This is a genomic window from Bosea sp. 685 (genome assembly GCF_031884435.1).
Taxonomy (GTDB): Bacteria; Pseudomonadota; Alphaproteobacteria; order Rhizobiales; family Beijerinckiaceae; genus Allobosea.
This window is the reverse complement of sequence record NZ_CP134779.1, coordinates 630,295-648,631: the sequence shown is the minus strand read 5'-3', so window position 1 is coordinate 648,631 and position 18,337 is coordinate 630,295. Positions and strand designations below refer to the sequence as shown.

Here is an 18,337-nt window from a genome sequence, read left to right as displayed (position 1 = left end):
GGAAGCCGCGCGACGATGAAACGCCTCAGCCTGGCCCTGCCGCTCTGCCTGACGCTGGGCGCCTGCGCGGTCGGGCCCGATTATGCCGGCCCCTCCCTGAGCCTGCCGGCGAAATGGGGCAACGCGCCGGCCTCAAAACGACCGCCGGCCTCCAGGACGCTGGATGAGTGGTGGAAGCGTCTCGGCGACAGGACGCTGAATGGCATCGTCGAGGAGGCCGTTGCCGGCAATCTCGACGTCGCCTCGGCGAAGGCGCGCATCCGGGAGGCGCGGGCGACCAGGCGCCAGGCCATCGGGGCGCTGTTTCCCACGCTCGACGGCACCGGCTCGGCCACGCGGTCGCGGACCAGCGCCGCCACCTCCAGCACGGGCGGCAACACCACCTCCAGCCTGTATCAGGCCGGCTTCGATGCGAGCTGGGAGTTCGACCTGTTCGGCGCGAATTATCGCGGCGTCGAGGCGGCGACCTATGGCAGCGACGCCGCCGATGAGGATCTGCGCGCGACCCTGTTGACGCTGGTCGGCGACGTGACCTCCAACTATGTCGAGGCGCGCGGCTACCAGGCCCGCATCGCGCTGGCCCGGCGCACTGCGACCTCGCAGCGCGACACCGAAAGACTGACGCGGACCAAGTTCCAGGCCGGCTCGGCCTCGGCTGTCGACGTCGCCAAGGCGGCCGCGCAGGCGAGCTCGACCGAGGCGGCAATTCCGAGCCTGGAGACCGCCTATGCCCAGAGCCTGCATCAGCTCGGTATCCTGACAGGGCAAGCCCCCACCGCGCTCGCCGGCCGGCTGGCGCGTGGCGGCCCGATCCCGGCTGCGCGTAGCACGCCGCCTGCCGGCCTGCCCGCCGATGTCCTGCGCAACCGCCCCGATGTCCGCAAGGCCGAGCGCCAGCTCGCCCAGTACACAGCCAAGATCGGCCAGGCGGAAGCGGCGCTCTATCCGTCGGTCAGCCTCACTGGCAATATCACGACATCGGCCCTGAAAACCGGCGACCTTGCCAAGAACTCCTCGATCGGCTGGTCTTTTGGGCCGACGCTGAGCGTGCCGATCTTCAATGGCGGCGAGCTCAGGGCAGCCGTCGAGGTCGCCCAGGCCCAGCGCGACCAGTATGATTCCGCCTTCAAGCTCTCGGTGCTGACCGCGATGCAGGATGTCGAGAACGCGCTGGTCTCGCTGGCGCAGGAACGCCTGCGCGCGGGCAAGCTGTCCTCCGCCGCAACCTCCTATCGCGATGCGGCGCGGCTCTCCCGCACGCTCTACCAGTCCGGCTCGTCGAGCTTCCTCGACGTGCTCGACGCCGAGCGCTCGCTCTACAGCGCCGAGGACACGCTGCTGCAGAGCCGCGTCGCCGTCTCCACGGACTTCATCGCCCTCAACAAGGCGCTCGGCGGCAGCTGGACCAAGCCGGTCGACGTGTCCTCGCCGGCAGTGGTCGACGTGAACACCTGGCCACATCCGCGCACCGGCTACTGACGCCTACGACTTGGGCAGGGCAACCTACTTGGGCAGGGCAACCTACTTGGGCAGGGCAGCCTATTTGGGCAGGGCAACACGCCCCGCCCGTTCCGATCTCAGGCGAGCAGGCTCTTGCGGGCGTCGAGAACCCGATCGAGCGCGTTCAGGAAAGCCGAAACCTCCTGGCCTCCGATCGGGAAGGACAGGGCGATCAGGCCGCGCGGCGCGAAATAGATGCCGGCCTTCGCGAGATCGAAGAACAGCAGGCTGCGCTTCGCCCCCGCCATCTGCGGTGCGCCCTGTGGATGAATGTTCATCAATGAGCCGAGGCCGGAAACGCTGATCGGCACACCCCTGGCCGCAAACATTGCGTTCAGATCGGCGCGGAACCGGTCGCCACGCGCATTCAAGGCGTCGAGCGCCTCAGCCGTCAGGAGCTGCTCCACCGCCGCGAGCCCTGCCGCCATGGTCAAGGTGTTGTTGTTGTAGGTGCCGGCATGGCCGATCGAGGATGGCCGGCGAGGGTCGAAGACCTGCATGATCTCGCGCCGGCCGCCGAAGCTGCCGAAAGCGAGGCCACCGCCGAAGAACTTTCCGATCGTCGTCATGTCCGGCGTGATGCCGAGCAACTGCTGGCGCCCGCCCAGCGAGAGCCGCGAGGTCTGGATCTCGTCGAAGACCAGCACGGCGCCCGTCTCGTCGGCGAGCCGGCGCAGGCCGGCGAGGAATTCGGGTGTGCCCGGAATGCAGCCCCCTGCACCCTGCATGGGCTCGACCAGGATCGCCGCCAATGCGCTGCGATGCGGCTTGACAAGGTCGAGCGTCTTTTCAAGGTCGTTATAGGAGGCGACGACGAAGTCGTGGGGTACGGTCACGGACGTGCCGCCAGGCGGAAAGGTCAGCACGCCGCCATGATAGCCGCCGGCAAACACCAGGATCTTGCGCCGCCCGGTGAAGGTGAGTGCGGCGGCGAGCGCCATCAGATTGGCTTCCGTGCCGGAATTGGTGAAGCGCAGCAGGTCCATCGACGGAAAACGGGCGCAGATACGCTGGGCCAGCTTGCCTTCGATGGCGTTGTGCGAGGACAGGTTGATCCCGTCATCGAGCGCGGCGCGGATCGCCTGCTTCAGCACCTCGGGTGAATGGCCGAAAATGCCGGCGGTGAACTCGCCCAGGAAATCCAGATATTCGCGCCCGTCGGCATCGGTCAGGCGGCAGCCTTCGCCACGCAGCATGCAGAGCGGGAAGGGATCGTAGAAGAGCGAGGTCCGCGTATTGCCGCCCGGCATCGACTCCGCAGCCGCCATGAAACGCGCCCGGCTTTCGGGGTTGCGGCGCACATAATCGTCGCGGGCCTCGGCGAGCGCTGCATCAAGTGCCCCGGCTTCATGCGAATTGGCTGCGGTCGGGGGCATGGTCGGCCTCTTGCGATGCGAGATGGCGGTGGCGGATTCGATCGGCGCTCAGGCTACTGCCCGCTTGATCTCGATCAGGCAAGAATTGGGCGCGGTCGCCTGCGCCAGGCGCGAGGTCGGCATGCTGGAGGTGAGGCTGTTGGGATTGCCGCCACGGTCGAGCGGCAAGGCCCCGCCATCGCCAACCGGATCATACCAGGCCCCGGTCGGCAGCACCGCGACGCCCGGCGCGACATCGATCGTCAATTTGAGCGCCGCCAGGCAGCGGCCACGATCATTGAAGAGTTCCACGGTGTCGCCGTCCCGGAGGTCCCGCTTGATCGCCTCGGCCGGGTGCAAGAGCACGACCTCATACCCGTCGCGCTTGGCCCCCTGGCTCGGCCCCGCCAGTTCCAATTGGCTGTGCAGGCGATGCGCCGGCTGCGGCGAGAGCAGGTGCAGCGGATAGCGTTGCACCAAAGGCGAGCCGAGCCATTCCTCCGGCGCGAGCCAGGTCGGATGGCCGGGACAATCGTCATAGCCAAAGCCGGCGATCACCGCAGAAGTGATCTCGATGCGACCGGACGGCGTCTCCAGCGGTTTCCCCACGGGGTCGGCGACGAAATCGGCCAATGGCGTGACCGGGGCCGGCGCAGCTTCGCCTTCGTCGAGGGCGGCATAGCCGCGCGCCCAGAACGCCTCGAAATCCGGCAATTCGGCATGGGCTGTGCGGTAGCCGTCATACATCCGGCGCAACCACTCCCGCGGCTCGCGCCCTCCAGTGAAGGCGTGCTCAAAGCCCATCTCGCGGGCGATGCGGGCCATGATCTGGTGATCGGACAGGACTTCGTCCGGCGGCGCGCAGACCTGCCGGCTGGCGATGAGCCAGTTGTCGCGGGAGGAAGCGGCGATGTCGTCGCGCTCGAACGGGAAGCTTGCCGGCAGCACGATGTCGGCATGGCGCGCGGTCGCGGTCCACATCGGCTCATTGACGATCACCGTTTCCGGCCGCCGCCAGGCCTCAGTCAGGCCGGCGAGATCCTGATGGTGGTGGAACGGGTTGCCACCCGCCCACCAGACCAGGCGGATGTCAGGCAGCACCAGGCGCCGGCCGTCATAATCCAGCGATCCGCCCGGCTGGGACAGGAGCTCGGTGATCCGCGCGACGGGGATGAAGCTTTCGACCGGGTTGCGCCCCTGATCGAAGGCCGGGCCCCGCAGCCGACGGATCGGCTGGCCAACCGTGCTGACGGAGGTCAGGCCGAAGGCAATGCCGCAGCCGGGCCGTCCGGCATGGCCGGCAATGGCCGCAAGGGCGATCGCCGCCCAATAGGGCTGCTCGCCGAAGCGCGCCCGCTGCAGCGACCAGGCCGCATTGACGAGCGCGGGCTCTGAGGCGAAGGCGCAAGCGAGATCCCGGATGGTCGCGGCCGGCACGCCGCAAATTTCGGCCGCCCAATCGGCATCCTTGACCACCCCGTCGCTTTCACCCGCCAGATAGGCCTCAAAGGGTGCAAGCCCCACCGTGCAGCGCGTGAGGAAAGCGCGGTCGGCCAGGCCCTCCGCCAGCAGCGTCTGCGCCATCGCCAGCAGCATCGCCGTGTCGGTGTTGGGGCGGATTGCGATGTAGTCGATCGTTCCGCCCGGCAGGTCCGGGACATCGGCGCGCACCGGACTGACGACGACGATCCTGACGCCCGCCGCTGCAGCCGCCGCCAGCCCACGCTCGGAGCGGTGCTGGCCGGTGCCCCCCGCCTCGACCTGCGCATTCGACAGGCGAAAGCCGCCAAAGGAGATCAGCAGCTTGGCATGGGCGGCGATCTGGTCCCAGCTCGGCGCGACATCCGTGGCGAATTTGAAGCGCGGGCCGATGACATGCGGCAGAATGACGGCGGCGGCCCCAAAACTGTAGGTGTTGACGGCCGAGGTGAAGCCGCCAGCGAGATTGAGGAAGCGCTTGAGCTGGCCCTGCGCATGGTGGAAGCGCCCCGCGCTGGCCCAGCCATAGGATCCGCCGAAGATGGCGGCATTGCTGTGAACCGTGCGGACGCGCTCGACCTCCCCGGCGACGAGCGCCGCCGCCTCGTCCCAGCTGATGCGGATGAACTCATCACGGCCACGGTCTCGGCCGCGCCCCTCCGGATTTTCTCGCGCTGCGAGCCAGCCCTTGCGCACCATCGGGTAGAGGACGCGCGCCGGGTGGTCCTTGAGATCGAGATAAGCCGCCCCGACCGGCGAAGGCTGCGGGTCGAGCCCGAAACCTTGCAAGGCAGCCTGTCCGGAACCGTCGCGGACGACCTCATAGGTGCCGAAATGCGTCCCGAACAGGTGCAAGGGCCGTCCTCCTACTGAGCCGGCTTCATATCGAAGGAGCGGACCCAATCGTCGCCGCGCGCCTGCCATGTCACCCGCTTCGAGACGCCATAAGTGGTCGGCTGTGCATAGAGGAACAGCACCGGCGCCTCCTCGCACATGATCTTGGTCGCGTCCTTATAGGCTGCGAGGCGCTTGTCCTTGTCCATGGTCGAGCGTCCGGCCTCGAGCGCCTTGCCGAAGGCGGCATCGTCCCAATAGGCGTACTGGTTGCCGGGCGCGAGCAGGGTCAACTGGCCGTCGGCGTCCAGGGTCGGCCAGCCATGGGTCAGGAGCGAGGTCTGCGCCAAGGTGCGCGACCGCAGATATTTGTTCATATAGGCGCCGAAATCCATCTCGTTCATTTTCACCTTCAGGCCGGCGTCGCCGAGCATGGCGGCGACTGCCTGGGCGACCTCCTGCCCCTGGATGTAGGTCGCGACGGGGATGTCCATCTCGATCACCTGCTTGAGATCGATGCCGGATTCCTTCAGCAGGGCCTGCGCCTTCTTCACGTCGAAAGGGTAGGGTTTGAGGTCCGGATTGAAGCCGAAATAGGACGGGGTCAGGATCTGGCAAGGCTCGATATAGGCCTGCCCGTCGAAGATCGAATCCCGGATCGCATCCTTGTCGATGGCGTAGTTCATCGCCTGGCGCACCAGCTTGTTGTCGAGCGGCGCCTTCTGGGTGTTGAACTTGATGAAGACATTGCGCGTGCTCTGCACCGAGCCGGCGATGGCGTTTTTGCTCGCCTTGACCCGCGCAAGCTCCGAGGTCGGGATGCCAGTCACGAGATCGGCCTCACCGGCCAGCAGCGCGGCGATGCGGCTTGCCGGTTCCGGGATCGTCTTGAACACGACCGTGTCGAAATCGGGCTTGCCCTGCCAGCCGGCGGGATTGGCGGCGAGCGTGATGTGGTCGCCCGGCACGTTCTCGGTCATGCGGTAGCGGCTGCCCGACATCGTCTCGGTTGCCGGATTGTGGCTCGCCGCCCATTGCGGCGGCAGCAGGAAGAACATCGAGAGCTGGTCGACGAAGGCCGGGAACGGCGCGCTGGTCTCGACCTCGACAGTCCTAGCGTCGATGACGCGGACCTCCTTGACCAGATCGAACCAGGATTTGATCCGCGCATTGACCTTGGGATCGCGCACGCGGTCGAGGTTCCATTTGACCGTCGCGGCGTCGAGCGGCTCGTCATTGACGAATTTGGCGCCCTCGACGAGCTCGAAGCGCCATGTCGTGTCGTTCACCAGCGTCCAGGATTTCGCCAGCGCGGGCGCCAATTTGAGGTCGGCGCCGCGGATGACGAGGGACGGATAGATATGGCTCAGCAGGCTCATATCGGAGCCGAAGGAGCCCGTCATATGCGGGTCGAAGGTGTTGACGTTGATCGAGAGCGCGATCGTCGCCCTGCGCCCCGTCTGGGCCAGCGCCGGCGAAGCGGACAGCGCGGCGGCCAATGCGGCAGTGCTGAGGGTCTTGATCCAGAACGATGTCATGTCACGGGCTCCAATGGAGGTGGCAAGGAATGGCAGCGAGCAAAGGCAATGAAGTCTCAAATCAGGACGAAATGACCGGGCGAAACCTCGGTCAGCACAGCATCGGGGGCAGGCTTCTGGGTCTCGTAATCGAAGGCCAGCGGCCGCCTGGCGCGCTCGATCGCCGGGTTCGGGATCGGGATCGCCGAGAGCAGCGAGCGCGTATAGGCGTGGCGCGGATCGGAAAAGATCGCTTCCGTCGGGGCGATCTCGACCAGGCGCCCGCGCAGCATCACCGCGACGCGGTGGCAGAGATAGCGCACCATCGACAGGTCATGCGCAATGAAGAGATAGGCCATGCCCAGCTCCTGTTGCAGGTCCTGGAACAGGTTGATGATCTGGGCCTGAATCGAGACGTCGAGCGCCGTGATCGGCTCGTCGGCGATGATCAGGCGCGGGCGCATCGCGACGGCGCGCGCGATGTTCACGCGCTGGCGCTGGCCGCCGGAGAATTCGTGCGGATAGCGCGTCATGAAGCGCGGATCGAGCCCGACCTGCTTGAACAGGGCCGCAACGCGATCGCTGCGCTCCGAGCGGCTGGTGACGAGACCATGCACGATCAACGGCTCGGCAACGAAATCCCCCACGGTCATGCGCGGGTTGAGCGCAGCGTAAGGATCCTGGAAGACGACCTGCATCTGGCGGCGGAAGGCCTTCAGTTCGCGCGCCGGCAAGGTCGTGATGTCGTGGCCGTCGAAGCGGATCTCGCCGCCGGTCGGCTCTTCCAGGCGCAGCACGACGCGCCCGGTCGTGCTCTTGCCCGAGCCGGATTCGCCGACCAGCCCGACGATCTCGCGGGGCGCGATGTCGAAGGAGACGTCGTCGATCGCCTTGACGAGATGCGACGGCCCGCCGAGCCAGCCGCCGCCGCTGGTATAATGCTTCGCCAGGTTGCGGACGCTGAGGAGAGGATGTGTCGGCGACGTGCTCATGCCGCGGTCTCCCTGCGGGCCTTCAGCGCGGCTGGCAGATCATACCACGCAGCGACGAGATGGCCCGGCACGCTGCCTTCGACCTGCCGTAGCGGCGGCATCTCCAGCAGGCAGCGCGGTGTTGCAAAGGCATTGCGCGGCGCGAAGGGGTCGCCCACCGCCGGCTTGTAGAGATCGGGCGGCGAGCCCGGGATCTGGTGGAGCCGCCCCTCAGCGCGGCGCTCCACTGTGGGCAGCGATTGCAGCAGGCCCCAGCTATAGGCGCTGCGCGGGTCGGCGAAGATCGCATCGACCGGGCCGCGCTCCATGATGCGCCCGCCATACATCACCTGGATGGTGTCGGCGATGCCGGCAACCACGCCCATGTCATGGGTGATCCAGATCACCGTGGTGCCGAACTCGCGCTTCAGGTCTTTGACCATGTCGAGGATCTGCGCCTGCACGGTCACGTCCAGTGCCGTCGTCGCCTCATCCGCGATCAGGAGTTTGGGCCGGCAGGCGACGCCGATCGCGATCATAACGCGCTGGCGCATGCCGCCGGAGAACTGGTGCGGGTACTGGCCGATGCGGCGCGCGGCATCGGGAATACGCACGATCTCGAGCAGTTCGATCGCGCGCGCCCGCGCCGCCCTGGCGTCAAGCCTGGCGTGCCGGCGGATCAGCTCGACCAGCTGCCGCTCCACCGTCAGCACCGGGTTGAGCGAGGTCATCGGATCCTGGAAGACGAAGCCGATCTGCCCGCCGCGAATGTCGCGCAATTCGCGCTCGGGCAGCGTCAGCAGATCGCGCCCCTGGAACAGCACCTGCCCGGAAACGATGCGGCCGGGCGGGCGCGGAATCAGCCCGCACATCGCCAGCACATGCACGCTCTTGCCCGAGCCGGATTCCCCGACGATGCCCAGCGTCTCGCCTTCGTTCAACGCATAGGAGACGTCGTTGACGGCATGGACCGTCCCGCCCGGCGTATCGAAGGCGACGGTCAGGTTCCTGACTTCGAGGAGCGGGGCCATGCCGGTTCGCCTCAGGCGTTCAACACGACATCCGGCGCGCGCGTCAGGAACTCGCAACCGCCTTCCGTGATCAGGACGGTGTCGGAGAACTGGGTCGCGGCAATGCCGGGGATGCGCAGATTGGGTTCCAGCGTCAGGATCATGCCAGGTTCGAGCAGGATGCCGGTCTTGGCGTCGAGGGAAGGGTGTTCATGCGCGCCGAGCCCGATGCCGTGGCCGATGCGGCCCGGCAGGTACTTGCCATAGCCGCGCGCCTCGAGCCCGGCCTTGGTCGCACCAAACAGCGCGCTGATCGGCGTACCGGGCTTCAGCAAGGTCGCGACCTCGTTGCGGATCTCGATGATCGAATCGAGCGCGCGGCGGCGCTCATCGTTCAGCACGCCGACCGCAACCGTGCGCTCGTTCTCGGCATGAATGCCGTTGACGATCGTCCAGATCAGGATGCTGATCGCCTCTCCGGCTACAGGCTTGCGGTTGGTTGGGTTGTCGCAATTCATGAACATGCGGTCGCCGGCCAGCGCCCAGGCCCAGAGGCCGTTCTGCGCGCCGCCTTCGAGGCTGCCGAAATCGCAGACCTCCTTGTCGGGAAAGTTATCGGCCCAGAAACGGTTCATCGCCGCCATGGCCGCGAGCGACACGTCACGCTCCGAGCCGCCTTGCCGGACAGCCTCGACTGCCGCGATCATGCCGGTGTCGGCGATGCGGGCGGCGTCGCGGGCATTGGCGATCTCGTCGGCGTCCTTCACCAGACGGGTCGTCATGATCATCTCGGACGCGTCACGGAAGGAGGCGCCGGGCAGAAGCTCGGCAAGCTGGCGCGACCGCGCGACCGGCAAAAAATCCTCCTCGACGCCGATGACGGCCTTGGCGAGACCGGCCTCCTCCAGCATCGTCTTCAGCGCATCGAGCCAGCTCGGGCCCATCGTGACCTTGGTCGACCAGGCGCCGTAGAGGCGGATGTCCTCGATGAAGGTCGAGGCGCGGGCATGGTCGTCACGCAAGGCATGGATCAGCATCGAGGGCTTGCCCTGCGCCGGCAGGATTGCGATCACCGGATGGCTGTAGATGATCGGGTTGAAGCCGGTCAGATAGAAGCTGCTCTCGGGCTTGAAGGCGAGGATCACATCGAGACCGGCTTGCCGCATCCTCTGGCGCAGGCGTTCCGTGCGGGGAGCGATAATGGTCATGGTCACGTCCTCAATTTCGGGTCGAAATAGTCGCGCAGCCAGTCGCCGAGCAGGTTGACGCTCAGAACCGTCAGCAGGATGGCGAGGCCGGGAAAGGTGACGATCCACCAGGCCGTGGAGATGTAGACGCGCCCCTCGGCCAGCATCCGGCCCCAGCTCGCATCGGGCGGCTGCACGCCGAGGCCCAGGAAGGACAGGGCCGCATCCATGATGATGACGCGTGCAAGTTCCAGCGTCCCAACGACGAGCGCCGGCGTCAGGACATTGGGCAGGATATGGCGCAGCATGATGCGCCAGGTGCTCGCGCCGATCGCCCGGGCCGATTGCACGAATTCGCGCGAGCGCAGCGCCAGCACCTGCCCCCGAATGATGCGGGCGTAACGGATCCAGCTGGTGACGGCCAGGACGATGACCAGATTGGTCAGGTTGGGACCAAGCGCCGCGACCACGAGCAGCGCCAGCAGCATCAGCGGAATCGCGAGCTGGATATCGACGAGCCGCATCAGGATGCGGTCGACGACCCCGCCGAAATAGCCGGCGACGATGCCGAGGAAGACGCCGACGATGCCGCCCAGCACCACAGCGCAGGTCGCGACCGAAAGCGTGATCTGGCTGCCATAGATGATGCGGCTGAGGATATCGCGGCCGAGCTGGTCGGCGCCGAGCGGATGGGCGCCCGGACTGAACAGGCCCGACCATGTCGGCGGCGCGAAGCGCCCGCGCAGATCCGAGCGCACCGGGTCCGGCAGCCCCAGCAAGGGCGCCAGGATCGCCGCTCCGATGAACAGTGTCAGCAGAACCGCACCGAGCAGGCCGGTTCGGCTGCGAAGCAAGGCGCGCAGGAAGTCAGCCATCTCAGGTGCTCCCCTTGATACGGGGATCGAGCAGCGCATAGAGCAGGTCGACGATCAGGTTCGTCGCGACATAAATCGCCGCGATCAGCGCGACGCCAGCCTGGATCACGGGGAAATCCTTGGTCTCGATCGCCTGGACGATCAACCGGCCGACGCCTGGCCAGGCGAACACCGTCTCGGTGACGACCGAACCGCCCAGAAGCTCGCCGGTCAGGATGCCGATCATCGTCACCACCGGGATCAGCGCATTGCGGGCGACATGCCAGGTGAAGACGGTCGCCGGCATCAGCCCCTTGGCGCGGGCGGTGCGGACATAATCCTCCTTCAGCACATCGAGCATGCTGGAGCGGAACAAACGCGCGATCGAAGCGGAGACGAAGACGGCAAGCGTCAAGGCCGGCAGGACGAGGTTGGCCGGGCTGCCATAGCCGCCTGTCGGCAGCCAGCCGAGATCAACCGCAAACAGCAGGATCAGCATGATGCCAAGCCAGAACACCGGCGTCGCCTGCCCCAGCAAGGCCAGCGTCATCACCACGAATTCGGCAACCGAGCCGCGTCGCATGGCAGCGATCGCTCCGGCCGTGCCGCCGATCAGGACGCCGAGCACGATCGCGGTCAGTGCGAGCTGGATCGTCGCCGGCATCCGCTCCAGCACGACGCCGATGGCAGGGCGCCCGAACTGGAAGGACTGGCCGAAATCGCCGGTCAGGGCTTGGGCGAGAAAGCTGATGTATTGCCGCCAGATCGGCTGATCGAGCCCCAGTTCGGCCGACAATGCCTGCATCTGCTCGGGCGAAGCACCGACCGGCAGGAGCAGCGCGACCGGATCGCCCAGGAAGCGCGTGACGAAGAACACGATCGTCACCACACCCCAGATCGCGATAAGGGCCTCGCCAAGCTTTCCGGCGAAGTAGCGCGTCACGGCGCCGTCCTTGCGAGGAAGTGCCTGACGGCCGACAGCACGCGCGCATTGGCCTCGATATGGACGGCGTGGTTTGCGCCCTCGATCTCCAGCAGCTCGGCGCCCGGAACCATCTCGGCGATCAGGCGCGACTGGCTCGGCGGGCAGATCCAGTCCGCCGCGCCGCAGATCGCCAACGTCGGCACGTCGATGCCGGCGAGGCTGTCGCGCAGGTCGTAATCCTTGGTGGCGAAGAGCGCGTTATGGGTTTGCGCATGCAGATGCAGCGTGCGCGTCTTCTCCAGGGCGGAGTCCGGGTCGAAATTCTCGAAATAGAGCGGCTGCAGGGCGAGCCAGATCAGGCGCAATTCGGTGTCGTCGATGATCTTGTCGGAGAACAGCTTCTCGACCATGCCGATCGAGGCGCAGGGCGCCTTGTGCAAGCGCGCCTTGAAATGCTCGATCGCCTCCGCCTCATGGTGATGGCTCGGCGCGGTGCCGCGCAGGATCAGGCGCGACAGGCTGTTGCTGCCATATTTGACCGCATGGGTCAGCGCGATCATGCCGCCGAAGGAGCCGCCGATCAGCACGATCTTGCGGCCGCCGCAGAGCGCCTGCCGGAAGGCCTCCACATCGTCGGCGAACTGCTCGAACAGGAAAGGCGGCGTCAGCGAGCTGCGACCGCAGCCGCGCTGGTCGAAGGCCAGCACGCGATAGCGGTCCGACAGCGCCTGATAGGCGCCGAACTCGCCACGATGGTCGCCGATGCCGCGCCCGCCATGCAGCACGATGATGGTCTCGTCATGCTCCTCGCCGGCAACGTCGTAGCAGAACGTCGCGCCGTTGAGCTCGATCCAGCGCGGGGCGTCATTCAGCGGCATGGGAAGCGTCCTGAGAGGGGGCGTCTGCGTCGGTCCATTCGTCGCCCTGGAGCTCGGGCGTGTCGAAGGCCTGGAGGGTGGCGACCTGAAGGCCTTGATCGAAGCCTCACCATACCCGAAGGGCCCGTTCCGTCCTGTCGGCGAGTTGCGTGACGATATAAGCGATCACCATGTAGATCACCACGGCGATCAAAAAGGCTTCGAGGTAGTAGAAATTCAACGCGGCAGTCAGTTGCGATTGCGCAAATATATCGACAACCTCGATTGCGAAGCCAAGAGAAAGCGCCTTCATGATTACCATGATCGAGCTGGCAAGATCCGGGATTGCCGAGACAACGACTTGTGGAAACAAGATTCTCCGGAACAATTGGCTGTTTTTGTAGCCTAATGAATGCGCTGCATCTGACTGGCCTGTGTCAAAGGAGTTCAGGGCTCCCTTGACGATCTCCGCCTGGAACGCGGCCATGCAAGCAATCAAGGAAACGACGAGGATGACCCAGTTGGAGGTTGCGTGGCCGTTGAGCGTCAGCCCGACAAGTGAACCAAGGAACTGAATTACGGTGGGAAGGCTATAGTATACGAGAAAGATCACGATGACCTTCGGTACGCCCTTGAAAATGACCTTGTAGGCTACGACGAGTTGCCGCAACACCGGTATCCGTCGATGCTCAACGAGCGCAAACAGGCCGCCTATGATCGTCGAGAAGACGAAGACGATGAGCGCCATGGCGAGTGTCACGGGCACGGCGCCCATGATGTCCCGGAAATCCGGAAGCAGAACATCCATATCAAACATGTCTGATCAACCTCTCTGTCAGGCGCTGGCCATGAGCGTGGTTTTGATCGGCGCCGCGTTCGGTACGTACATCGAGGAGCGACGCTCGAAGAAACGTACAGCGAGCCACACAATCAGGCACATTGCCGAATATATAACCGCAAGAACAAGATACGTTTGAAATTGATATTGATTATAGTCTCTCTCCATAATTAAATGCGCAGTCGCCATGACATCTGCGGCACCTATATACATGACCAAAGCGACGTTATGGATCATGTATATCAATGAATTTCCATATCCTGGCAGTGCGATGTGAATCGTTTGTGGGCCAACGACGCGGAAGATCTTCTGTCGAAAGCTATATCCCAGGCTGTCCGCGGCATCATGCTGTCCGCGCTCCACGGCCAGATAGGCAGGCCGCATGACCTCCGACAGATAGCCGCCGTGGTATATGCTCAGCCCCAACATCGAAGCCGCCGTAGCCGACAGAAAATCCGGAACACCGAACAGGCCTGCCAATACGGGAAGCCCGTAGAACGCGACGAAGAGCTGCAGAACGACGGGGACGCTGCGTGCATAGGACACGTAAAGGTCGGCCAGCTGACTGATCACGGGTACCCTGCGAACCCGGAATGTCGTCGCGACCAGAGCCAGGCAAAAACCGGCCAGCAGGGCCACGAACATGATGGCGAGCGTCAGCGGCAATGCCGAGAGGAGCTCGGGTATCATTGCAGACATGTCCACAAGGCTCACTTCGAAACACTCCTTCCCGCAAAGTTCAGGCTTGATCGTCGAACCTATAACGGCTCACTTGATCAAGGCGACGAGGCATCGGAGTCGAATACGTTACCGCATCCGACGCTCGGCGTTGAGCATTCGCTACTTCATGTAGACGACGATATCCTCGCCGAACCACTTCTGCGAGATCTTGCTCAGCGTGCCATTGTCCTTAAGTTCTTTGAGCGCCTTGTCCACATCGGCAAGTAAAGCTTGGTTTTTTTCCGCCTTGTGAATCAGCATGAAGGTGTTGTTTATGGTGATTGGATCGCTCGCTTTGATATCGAGCTTCTGGTTGTCGATGACTTCCTGCTGTCCGAGATTCGAAGGAAGGATCGCCGCATCGTATTTTTTATTCTGAATCTCGTTCAGGCGATTGGGATAGGGGACACCGGCATTCGATGCGGTGATGTCGAGCTTGTAGCTCGGGTTGTCTGCCTGCCATTGGGTGACGAACCTGTAAGTCCCTCCGCCGGCCGTCAGCGGCACGACCTGCTTGCCGACCAGATCCTTCAATTCGTTGATGTTGCTATCCTTGCGGCTATAGATCTTCAGCAGACTGGCGCCCATCGGGTTTTCCGGAATGAGGAACTGCTTGCTGCGTGCCGGATTCTTGTAATAGCCGCCGGTCGATATGTCGTATTTCCCGGTGACGAGGCCGGTCTCCTGCGCAATATCCGCGGCCCCTTCCATCTCGAATTTGTACTGGGGCAGCTTCGCGTTGATCGCTTTCAGGACATCGGGCTCATAGCCTTGCGGCTCGACGCCGATTGCGCCCCATGACAGGGGCTTGGACTCTGCTGACGTCGCGATCTTGATCGTCCGGACTGGGCTGCCAGAGGTCTGAGCATGGCTCGCCCCGGCGGTTGAAAGAGCGATTGCCATGCCGCCGACAACGGCCAAACCGAACTGGCGGCGCGAAAGAGATTTCATTGTAGACATTGTCTAGGAATCCTTTCTTAGTTGTGGGTGTGTTCAGAATTCAGGAATTGGGCGAGGCGCGGGCTGGAAGGTGTATCGAATATCTCGGCCGGGCTGCCGTCGGCGGCGACGACGCCCTTGTCCATGAAGACAATTCGGTTCGAGATGCTCCTTGCAAACTGCATCTCGTGGGTCACAAGCAGAGACGTAATTCCTGAGGATGCGACATCCTTGATCACCTTCAGAACTTCACCGACGAGTTCAGGATCAAGCGATGAGGTGGGTTCGTCGAAGAGCATCACATCCGGTCGCACCGCCAGCGCACGCGCGATGCCCGTGCGCTGGAGCTGCCCCCCGAGAGCTGCGACGGGTAGCTGTCTTGCTTCGCGGAGAGGCCGACCCGTTCAAGCTCTTGCAGGGCGATTTCGCGCGCCTCGTCCTTGGACTTGCGCTGCACGACCACAAGCGGGTCCATCACGTTCTGAATGACCGTCATATTCTTGAAGACGTTGAATTGCTGGAAAACCATCGCCGTCCGGCACCGGATCGCCTGGATCGCGGCTTTGTCCACGCGCTGATAATCCATCCGGATCTGATCGAACGTGATGGTTCCAGATGCCGGCTTGACCAGATAGTTGATGCACTTCAGCAGCGTGGTCTTGCCGGTACCGCTTGGGCCGATGATCGACACCACGTCACCGCGACGGACGGAGAGATCGACACCGTTCAGGATCTGTGCGTTTCCGTAGGACAGCCTCAAATTCTTGAGTTCAAGCATCTCTGGCTGGTGTCCTTTCAAAGGAGCGCTGCTGTCGCGTTCGATGGAACGGTCGGTCTCAGGCTGCGGCATGGGGCGCTCCGACGTTGGCGTCGGCATCGGTCCATTCGTCGCCCTGGAGCTCGGGCGTGTCGAAGGCCTGGAGGGTGGCGAAATGCGTCTCGCGATCGGCGACGAACAAGCTGCGGACGATGCCGCGTGCGAGGCGGTCCGCGCCCTCGCTGATCGCCGGGATGTCGCCCGAGAGCTTGCCATGGCTCAAGGTGGCGGGAAAATTGAAGCAGTGGATCGCTCGGAGCGCCGGGCAGGTGCCCGGAATCTTCTCCAGGAACTCGAAGCTCTCGCCGAGATCGGGCGAGGTTTCGAGCTCCACATTGGGCATGTCGGCAGGGACCGGAAAGCGATCGCGCCAGAGCCGGATATGGGGAGCGAAATCGGCCAGTTCCGGGCGCGACATCAGGTCGACGCGGAAGCCTGTGCCGAAGATGATGAAATCCGTGTCGTAACGCCCCTTCGGCGTCGTCAGGACGAGGTGTCCGTCGCGCTCCTCGATGCCGAGGATCGGGCTGCCCAAATGGAAATGCCCGTTGGGATGTTGCGAGACCCGCAAGGTGCTTGGGCGCGGCGGCGGCGTCTGCGCCCGCAGCGTGTGGTCGAGGAAGCGCCATTTCCACTCATCGGGCAGGCCGGCGAAGCCGTGCACGACGCCCTGGCTACCGATGCCGGTGAACTTGTTGACGCGGGGTATGTCGGTGCGGCGGATGAACAGGTCGAGCCGCGCAGCGCCTGCCTCCAGCGCGACGGCGGCATTGTCCATCGATGACGCGCCGGCACCGATGACGGCGACACGCTTGCCTTTCAGTGCCTTGAAATCGATGGCGGCGGCGGTATGGGCCCAGTAGCGGCGGTCGATCGTCTCGGCGATCGGCGGAACATAAGGCCCACCAAGCCCGTCGCGCCCCGTGGCCAGCACGACATGGCGCGCATGGACGGCCTCAGTTACGCCCGCCCTAACGATCTGGAGCGCGAGGATGCCATCGGGCCCGCCGTGGATCGCGGCCACCTCCGTCTCGTTCTCGACGGGTAGGTCGAGCATTTTGCGGTACCAGATCAGGTAATCCATCCAGAGCGCACGCGGCGCCCTGTCGAGCGCGTCCCAGGCGGCCCGCCCGAACTGGGCCTCGTAGAAGGCGCGGAAGGTCAGCGCCGGCAAGCCCATCGCCGGCCCGGTCAATTGCTTCGGCGAGCGCAAGGTGCGCATCCGCGCGAAAGTCACCCACGGCCCTTCCAGGCCCGCGGGCGCGCGGTCGTAAAGCACGTGATTGTCGACGCCGAGGCGCTTCAGCATGCCCGACACGACAAGCCCTGCCATGCCGGCGCCGATGATGACGACGTCGCGCACGCGCCGCCCGTCGATCTCGCGCGGCGGCACCCAGGATTTTGCCGGAAGCTCCAGCCATTCCAGATCCTGCCGCAAGCGGGCTTCCAGCGCAGCCAGCCCCATCGGGCTCGCGGATGATACGGTCATGAGCGCGCCTCCTGGTTGTCCGCCGTGCCATAGACGGCATCAGCCAGCATCTCGGCCCCAGTCGCATCACGCAGCACGAAGCCTGGAATGAGAGCAGCGGCGGATTTCAGCAGCGCTTCGTTCAGCGCCGCAATGCTGGGCGTGAGCGGACGCGCGACAGGCGAGATCGCCCCGAACAGGAACGGGATCGTCACGTCGAGCGGGCGCAGCACGACGCCCTTGATTGGCAACCCGCACGCTGCCGCAGGCTCGATGATGGCGACGCCCAGACCGCGGCGCGCCAAGGCGAGCGCCGTGAGCGATGCGTTGGCGTCGATCAGCTCGCGCGGCGCGATGCCGGCTGCCGCGAAGGCCTCGTCCACCCGCCGGCGCAGCCGGTAGGGGTTCGCCATGGTGATGACGCGCCGCACGGCGAGGTCGGCGAGCGCGACGACGTCACGCTTCGCCAGCGGATCGCTTTCCGCCATCGCCGCCAGGCAAGGCGCCTCACCGATCCAGTGGACATCGAGGCCGGGATGCTCGATCGGCAGGGTCGCCAGGCCGAAATCGGCCGATTGCGACAGCACCTGCTGCACCACGCCTTCGGCCGAGAGCGCCTCGATATGGATCTGCCGCGGCAGGAGCGCGGGGTCCATCGCGGCGAGCGCGTCCGGCACGATGCCGGCCGCGAGCGCCGGCGTCGCAGCGAGCTCGATCGCGGGCAGCGCCCCGGCCCCGATCGCCGCCGCGCGCTCGCGGATATGCTTGAGGCCGAAGAACAGGCGCTCGACCTGCACATGGAACAGCACGCCGCGCGGCGTCGGGCTGATGCGCGGTCCGCTGCGATGCAGAAGCTCGTAGCCGATCTCCGCCTCGAGATCCCGGATCTGCCGGGTCACGGCCGGCTGGGAACGGTCCAGCAAGCGCGCCGCGCCGGTGATGCTGCCAGCCGACATCACCGCCACGAAGGCTTCGAGCTGCCGGATGTCGAGCGCGTCATTATTCATATCTGACATGCTAGGGCGGCATTGATGCAGATCAAACATAAAACACTGATCGATCACGG

The 18,337-nt window shown here is 64.9% G+C and carries 15 protein-coding genes and 1 pseudogene; 1 reads left to right on the top strand and 15 read right to left on the bottom strand.

Going from position 1 to position 18,337, the window contains the following annotated elements; translation table 11 throughout:
• Window positions 1-15 precede the first annotated feature (15 nt).
• Window positions 16-1,479, top strand: coding sequence for an efflux transporter outer membrane subunit (locus tag RMR04_RS04195; RefSeq protein ID WP_311913129.1), 1,464 nt, complete (start codon window positions 16-18; stop codon window positions 1,477-1,479).
• A 98-nt stretch (window positions 1,480-1,577) separates the two neighbouring features.
• Here RMR04_RS04195 and RMR04_RS04190 read toward each other — a convergent pair whose 3' ends face one another.
• The 15 genes and pseudogenes from RMR04_RS04190 to RMR04_RS04120 all read right to left on the bottom strand — a co-directional run bounded on the left by RMR04_RS04190 (window position 1,578) and on the right by RMR04_RS04120 (window position 18,287).
• Window positions 1,578-2,876 (bottom strand): aspartate aminotransferase family protein, encoded by a 1,299-nt coding sequence (locus tag RMR04_RS04190; RefSeq protein WP_311913128.1) that lies wholly within the window; start codon window positions 2,874-2,876, stop codon window positions 1,578-1,580.
• Window positions 2,877-2,924: 48 nt separating this feature from the next.
• Window positions 2,925-5,189 (bottom strand): molybdopterin-dependent oxidoreductase, encoded by a 2,265-nt coding sequence (locus tag RMR04_RS04185; protein WP_311913127.1) that lies wholly within the window; start codon window positions 5,187-5,189, stop codon window positions 2,925-2,927.
• A gap of 11 nt (window positions 5,190-5,200) precedes the next feature.
• On the bottom strand, window positions 5,201-6,706 hold the full coding sequence (locus tag RMR04_RS04180) for an ABC transporter substrate-binding protein (protein ID WP_311913125.1): 1,506 nt from the start codon (window positions 6,704-6,706) through the stop codon (window positions 5,201-5,203).
• Between the two features lie 56 nt (window positions 6,707-6,762).
• Window positions 6,763-7,677, bottom strand: coding sequence for an ABC transporter ATP-binding protein (locus tag RMR04_RS04175; protein ID WP_311913124.1), 915 nt, complete (start codon window positions 7,675-7,677; stop codon window positions 6,763-6,765).
• On the bottom strand, window positions 7,674-8,687 hold the full coding sequence (locus tag RMR04_RS04170) for an ABC transporter ATP-binding protein (RefSeq protein WP_311913123.1): 1,014 nt from the start codon (window positions 8,685-8,687) through the stop codon (window positions 7,674-7,676). Before RMR04_RS04170 ends, RMR04_RS04175 begins: the two co-directional genes overlap by 4 nt.
• An 11-nt stretch (window positions 8,688-8,698) precedes the next feature.
• Window positions 8,699-9,874, bottom strand: coding sequence for a M24 family metallopeptidase (locus RMR04_RS04165; protein WP_311913122.1), 1,176 nt, complete (start codon window positions 9,872-9,874; stop codon window positions 8,699-8,701).
• Between the two features lie 2 nt (window positions 9,875-9,876).
• Window positions 9,877-10,728 (bottom strand): ABC transporter permease, encoded by an 852-nt coding sequence (locus RMR04_RS04160; RefSeq protein ID WP_311913121.1) that lies wholly within the window; start codon window positions 10,726-10,728, stop codon window positions 9,877-9,879.
• Window position 10,729: 1 nt separating this feature from the next.
• Window positions 10,730-11,650: an ABC transporter permease gene (locus RMR04_RS04155; protein ID WP_311913120.1), complete on the bottom strand. Its 921-nt coding sequence runs from the start codon at window positions 11,648-11,650 to the stop codon at window positions 10,730-10,732.
• Window positions 11,647-12,510: an alpha/beta fold hydrolase gene (locus RMR04_RS04150; RefSeq protein ID WP_311913119.1), complete on the bottom strand. Its 864-nt coding sequence runs from the start codon at window positions 12,508-12,510 to the stop codon at window positions 11,647-11,649. The genes RMR04_RS04155 and RMR04_RS04150 overlap by 4 nt, the downstream gene beginning before the upstream one ends.
• A 106-nt stretch (window positions 12,511-12,616) precedes the next feature.
• Window positions 12,617-13,306, bottom strand: coding sequence for an amino acid ABC transporter permease (locus RMR04_RS04145; protein WP_311913117.1), 690 nt, complete (start codon window positions 13,304-13,306; stop codon window positions 12,617-12,619).
• Between the two features lie 18 nt (window positions 13,307-13,324).
• Window positions 13,325-14,032: an amino acid ABC transporter permease gene (locus RMR04_RS04140; RefSeq protein ID WP_311916049.1), complete on the bottom strand. Its 708-nt coding sequence runs from the start codon at window positions 14,030-14,032 to the stop codon at window positions 13,325-13,327.
• Window positions 14,033-14,167: 135 nt separating this feature from the next.
• On the bottom strand, window positions 14,168-15,007 hold the full coding sequence (locus RMR04_RS04135; RefSeq protein WP_311913116.1) for a transporter substrate-binding domain-containing protein: 840 nt from the start codon (window positions 15,005-15,007) through the stop codon (window positions 14,168-14,170).
• Window positions 15,008-15,024: 17 nt separating this feature from the next.
• A pseudogene (locus tag RMR04_RS04130) lies at window positions 15,025-15,764 on the bottom strand (amino acid ABC transporter ATP-binding protein).
• A 58-nt stretch (window positions 15,765-15,822) separates the two neighbouring features.
• Window positions 15,823-17,292 (bottom strand): NAD(P)/FAD-dependent oxidoreductase, encoded by a 1,470-nt coding sequence (locus RMR04_RS04125; protein WP_311913115.1) that lies wholly within the window; start codon window positions 17,290-17,292, stop codon window positions 15,823-15,825.
• A complete protein-coding gene (locus tag RMR04_RS04120; protein WP_311913114.1) occupies window positions 17,289-18,287 on the bottom strand; it encodes a LysR family transcriptional regulator in 999 nt (332 codons plus the stop codon). The genes RMR04_RS04125 and RMR04_RS04120 overlap by 4 nt, the downstream gene beginning before the upstream one ends.
• Window positions 18,288-18,337 lie beyond the last annotated feature (50 nt).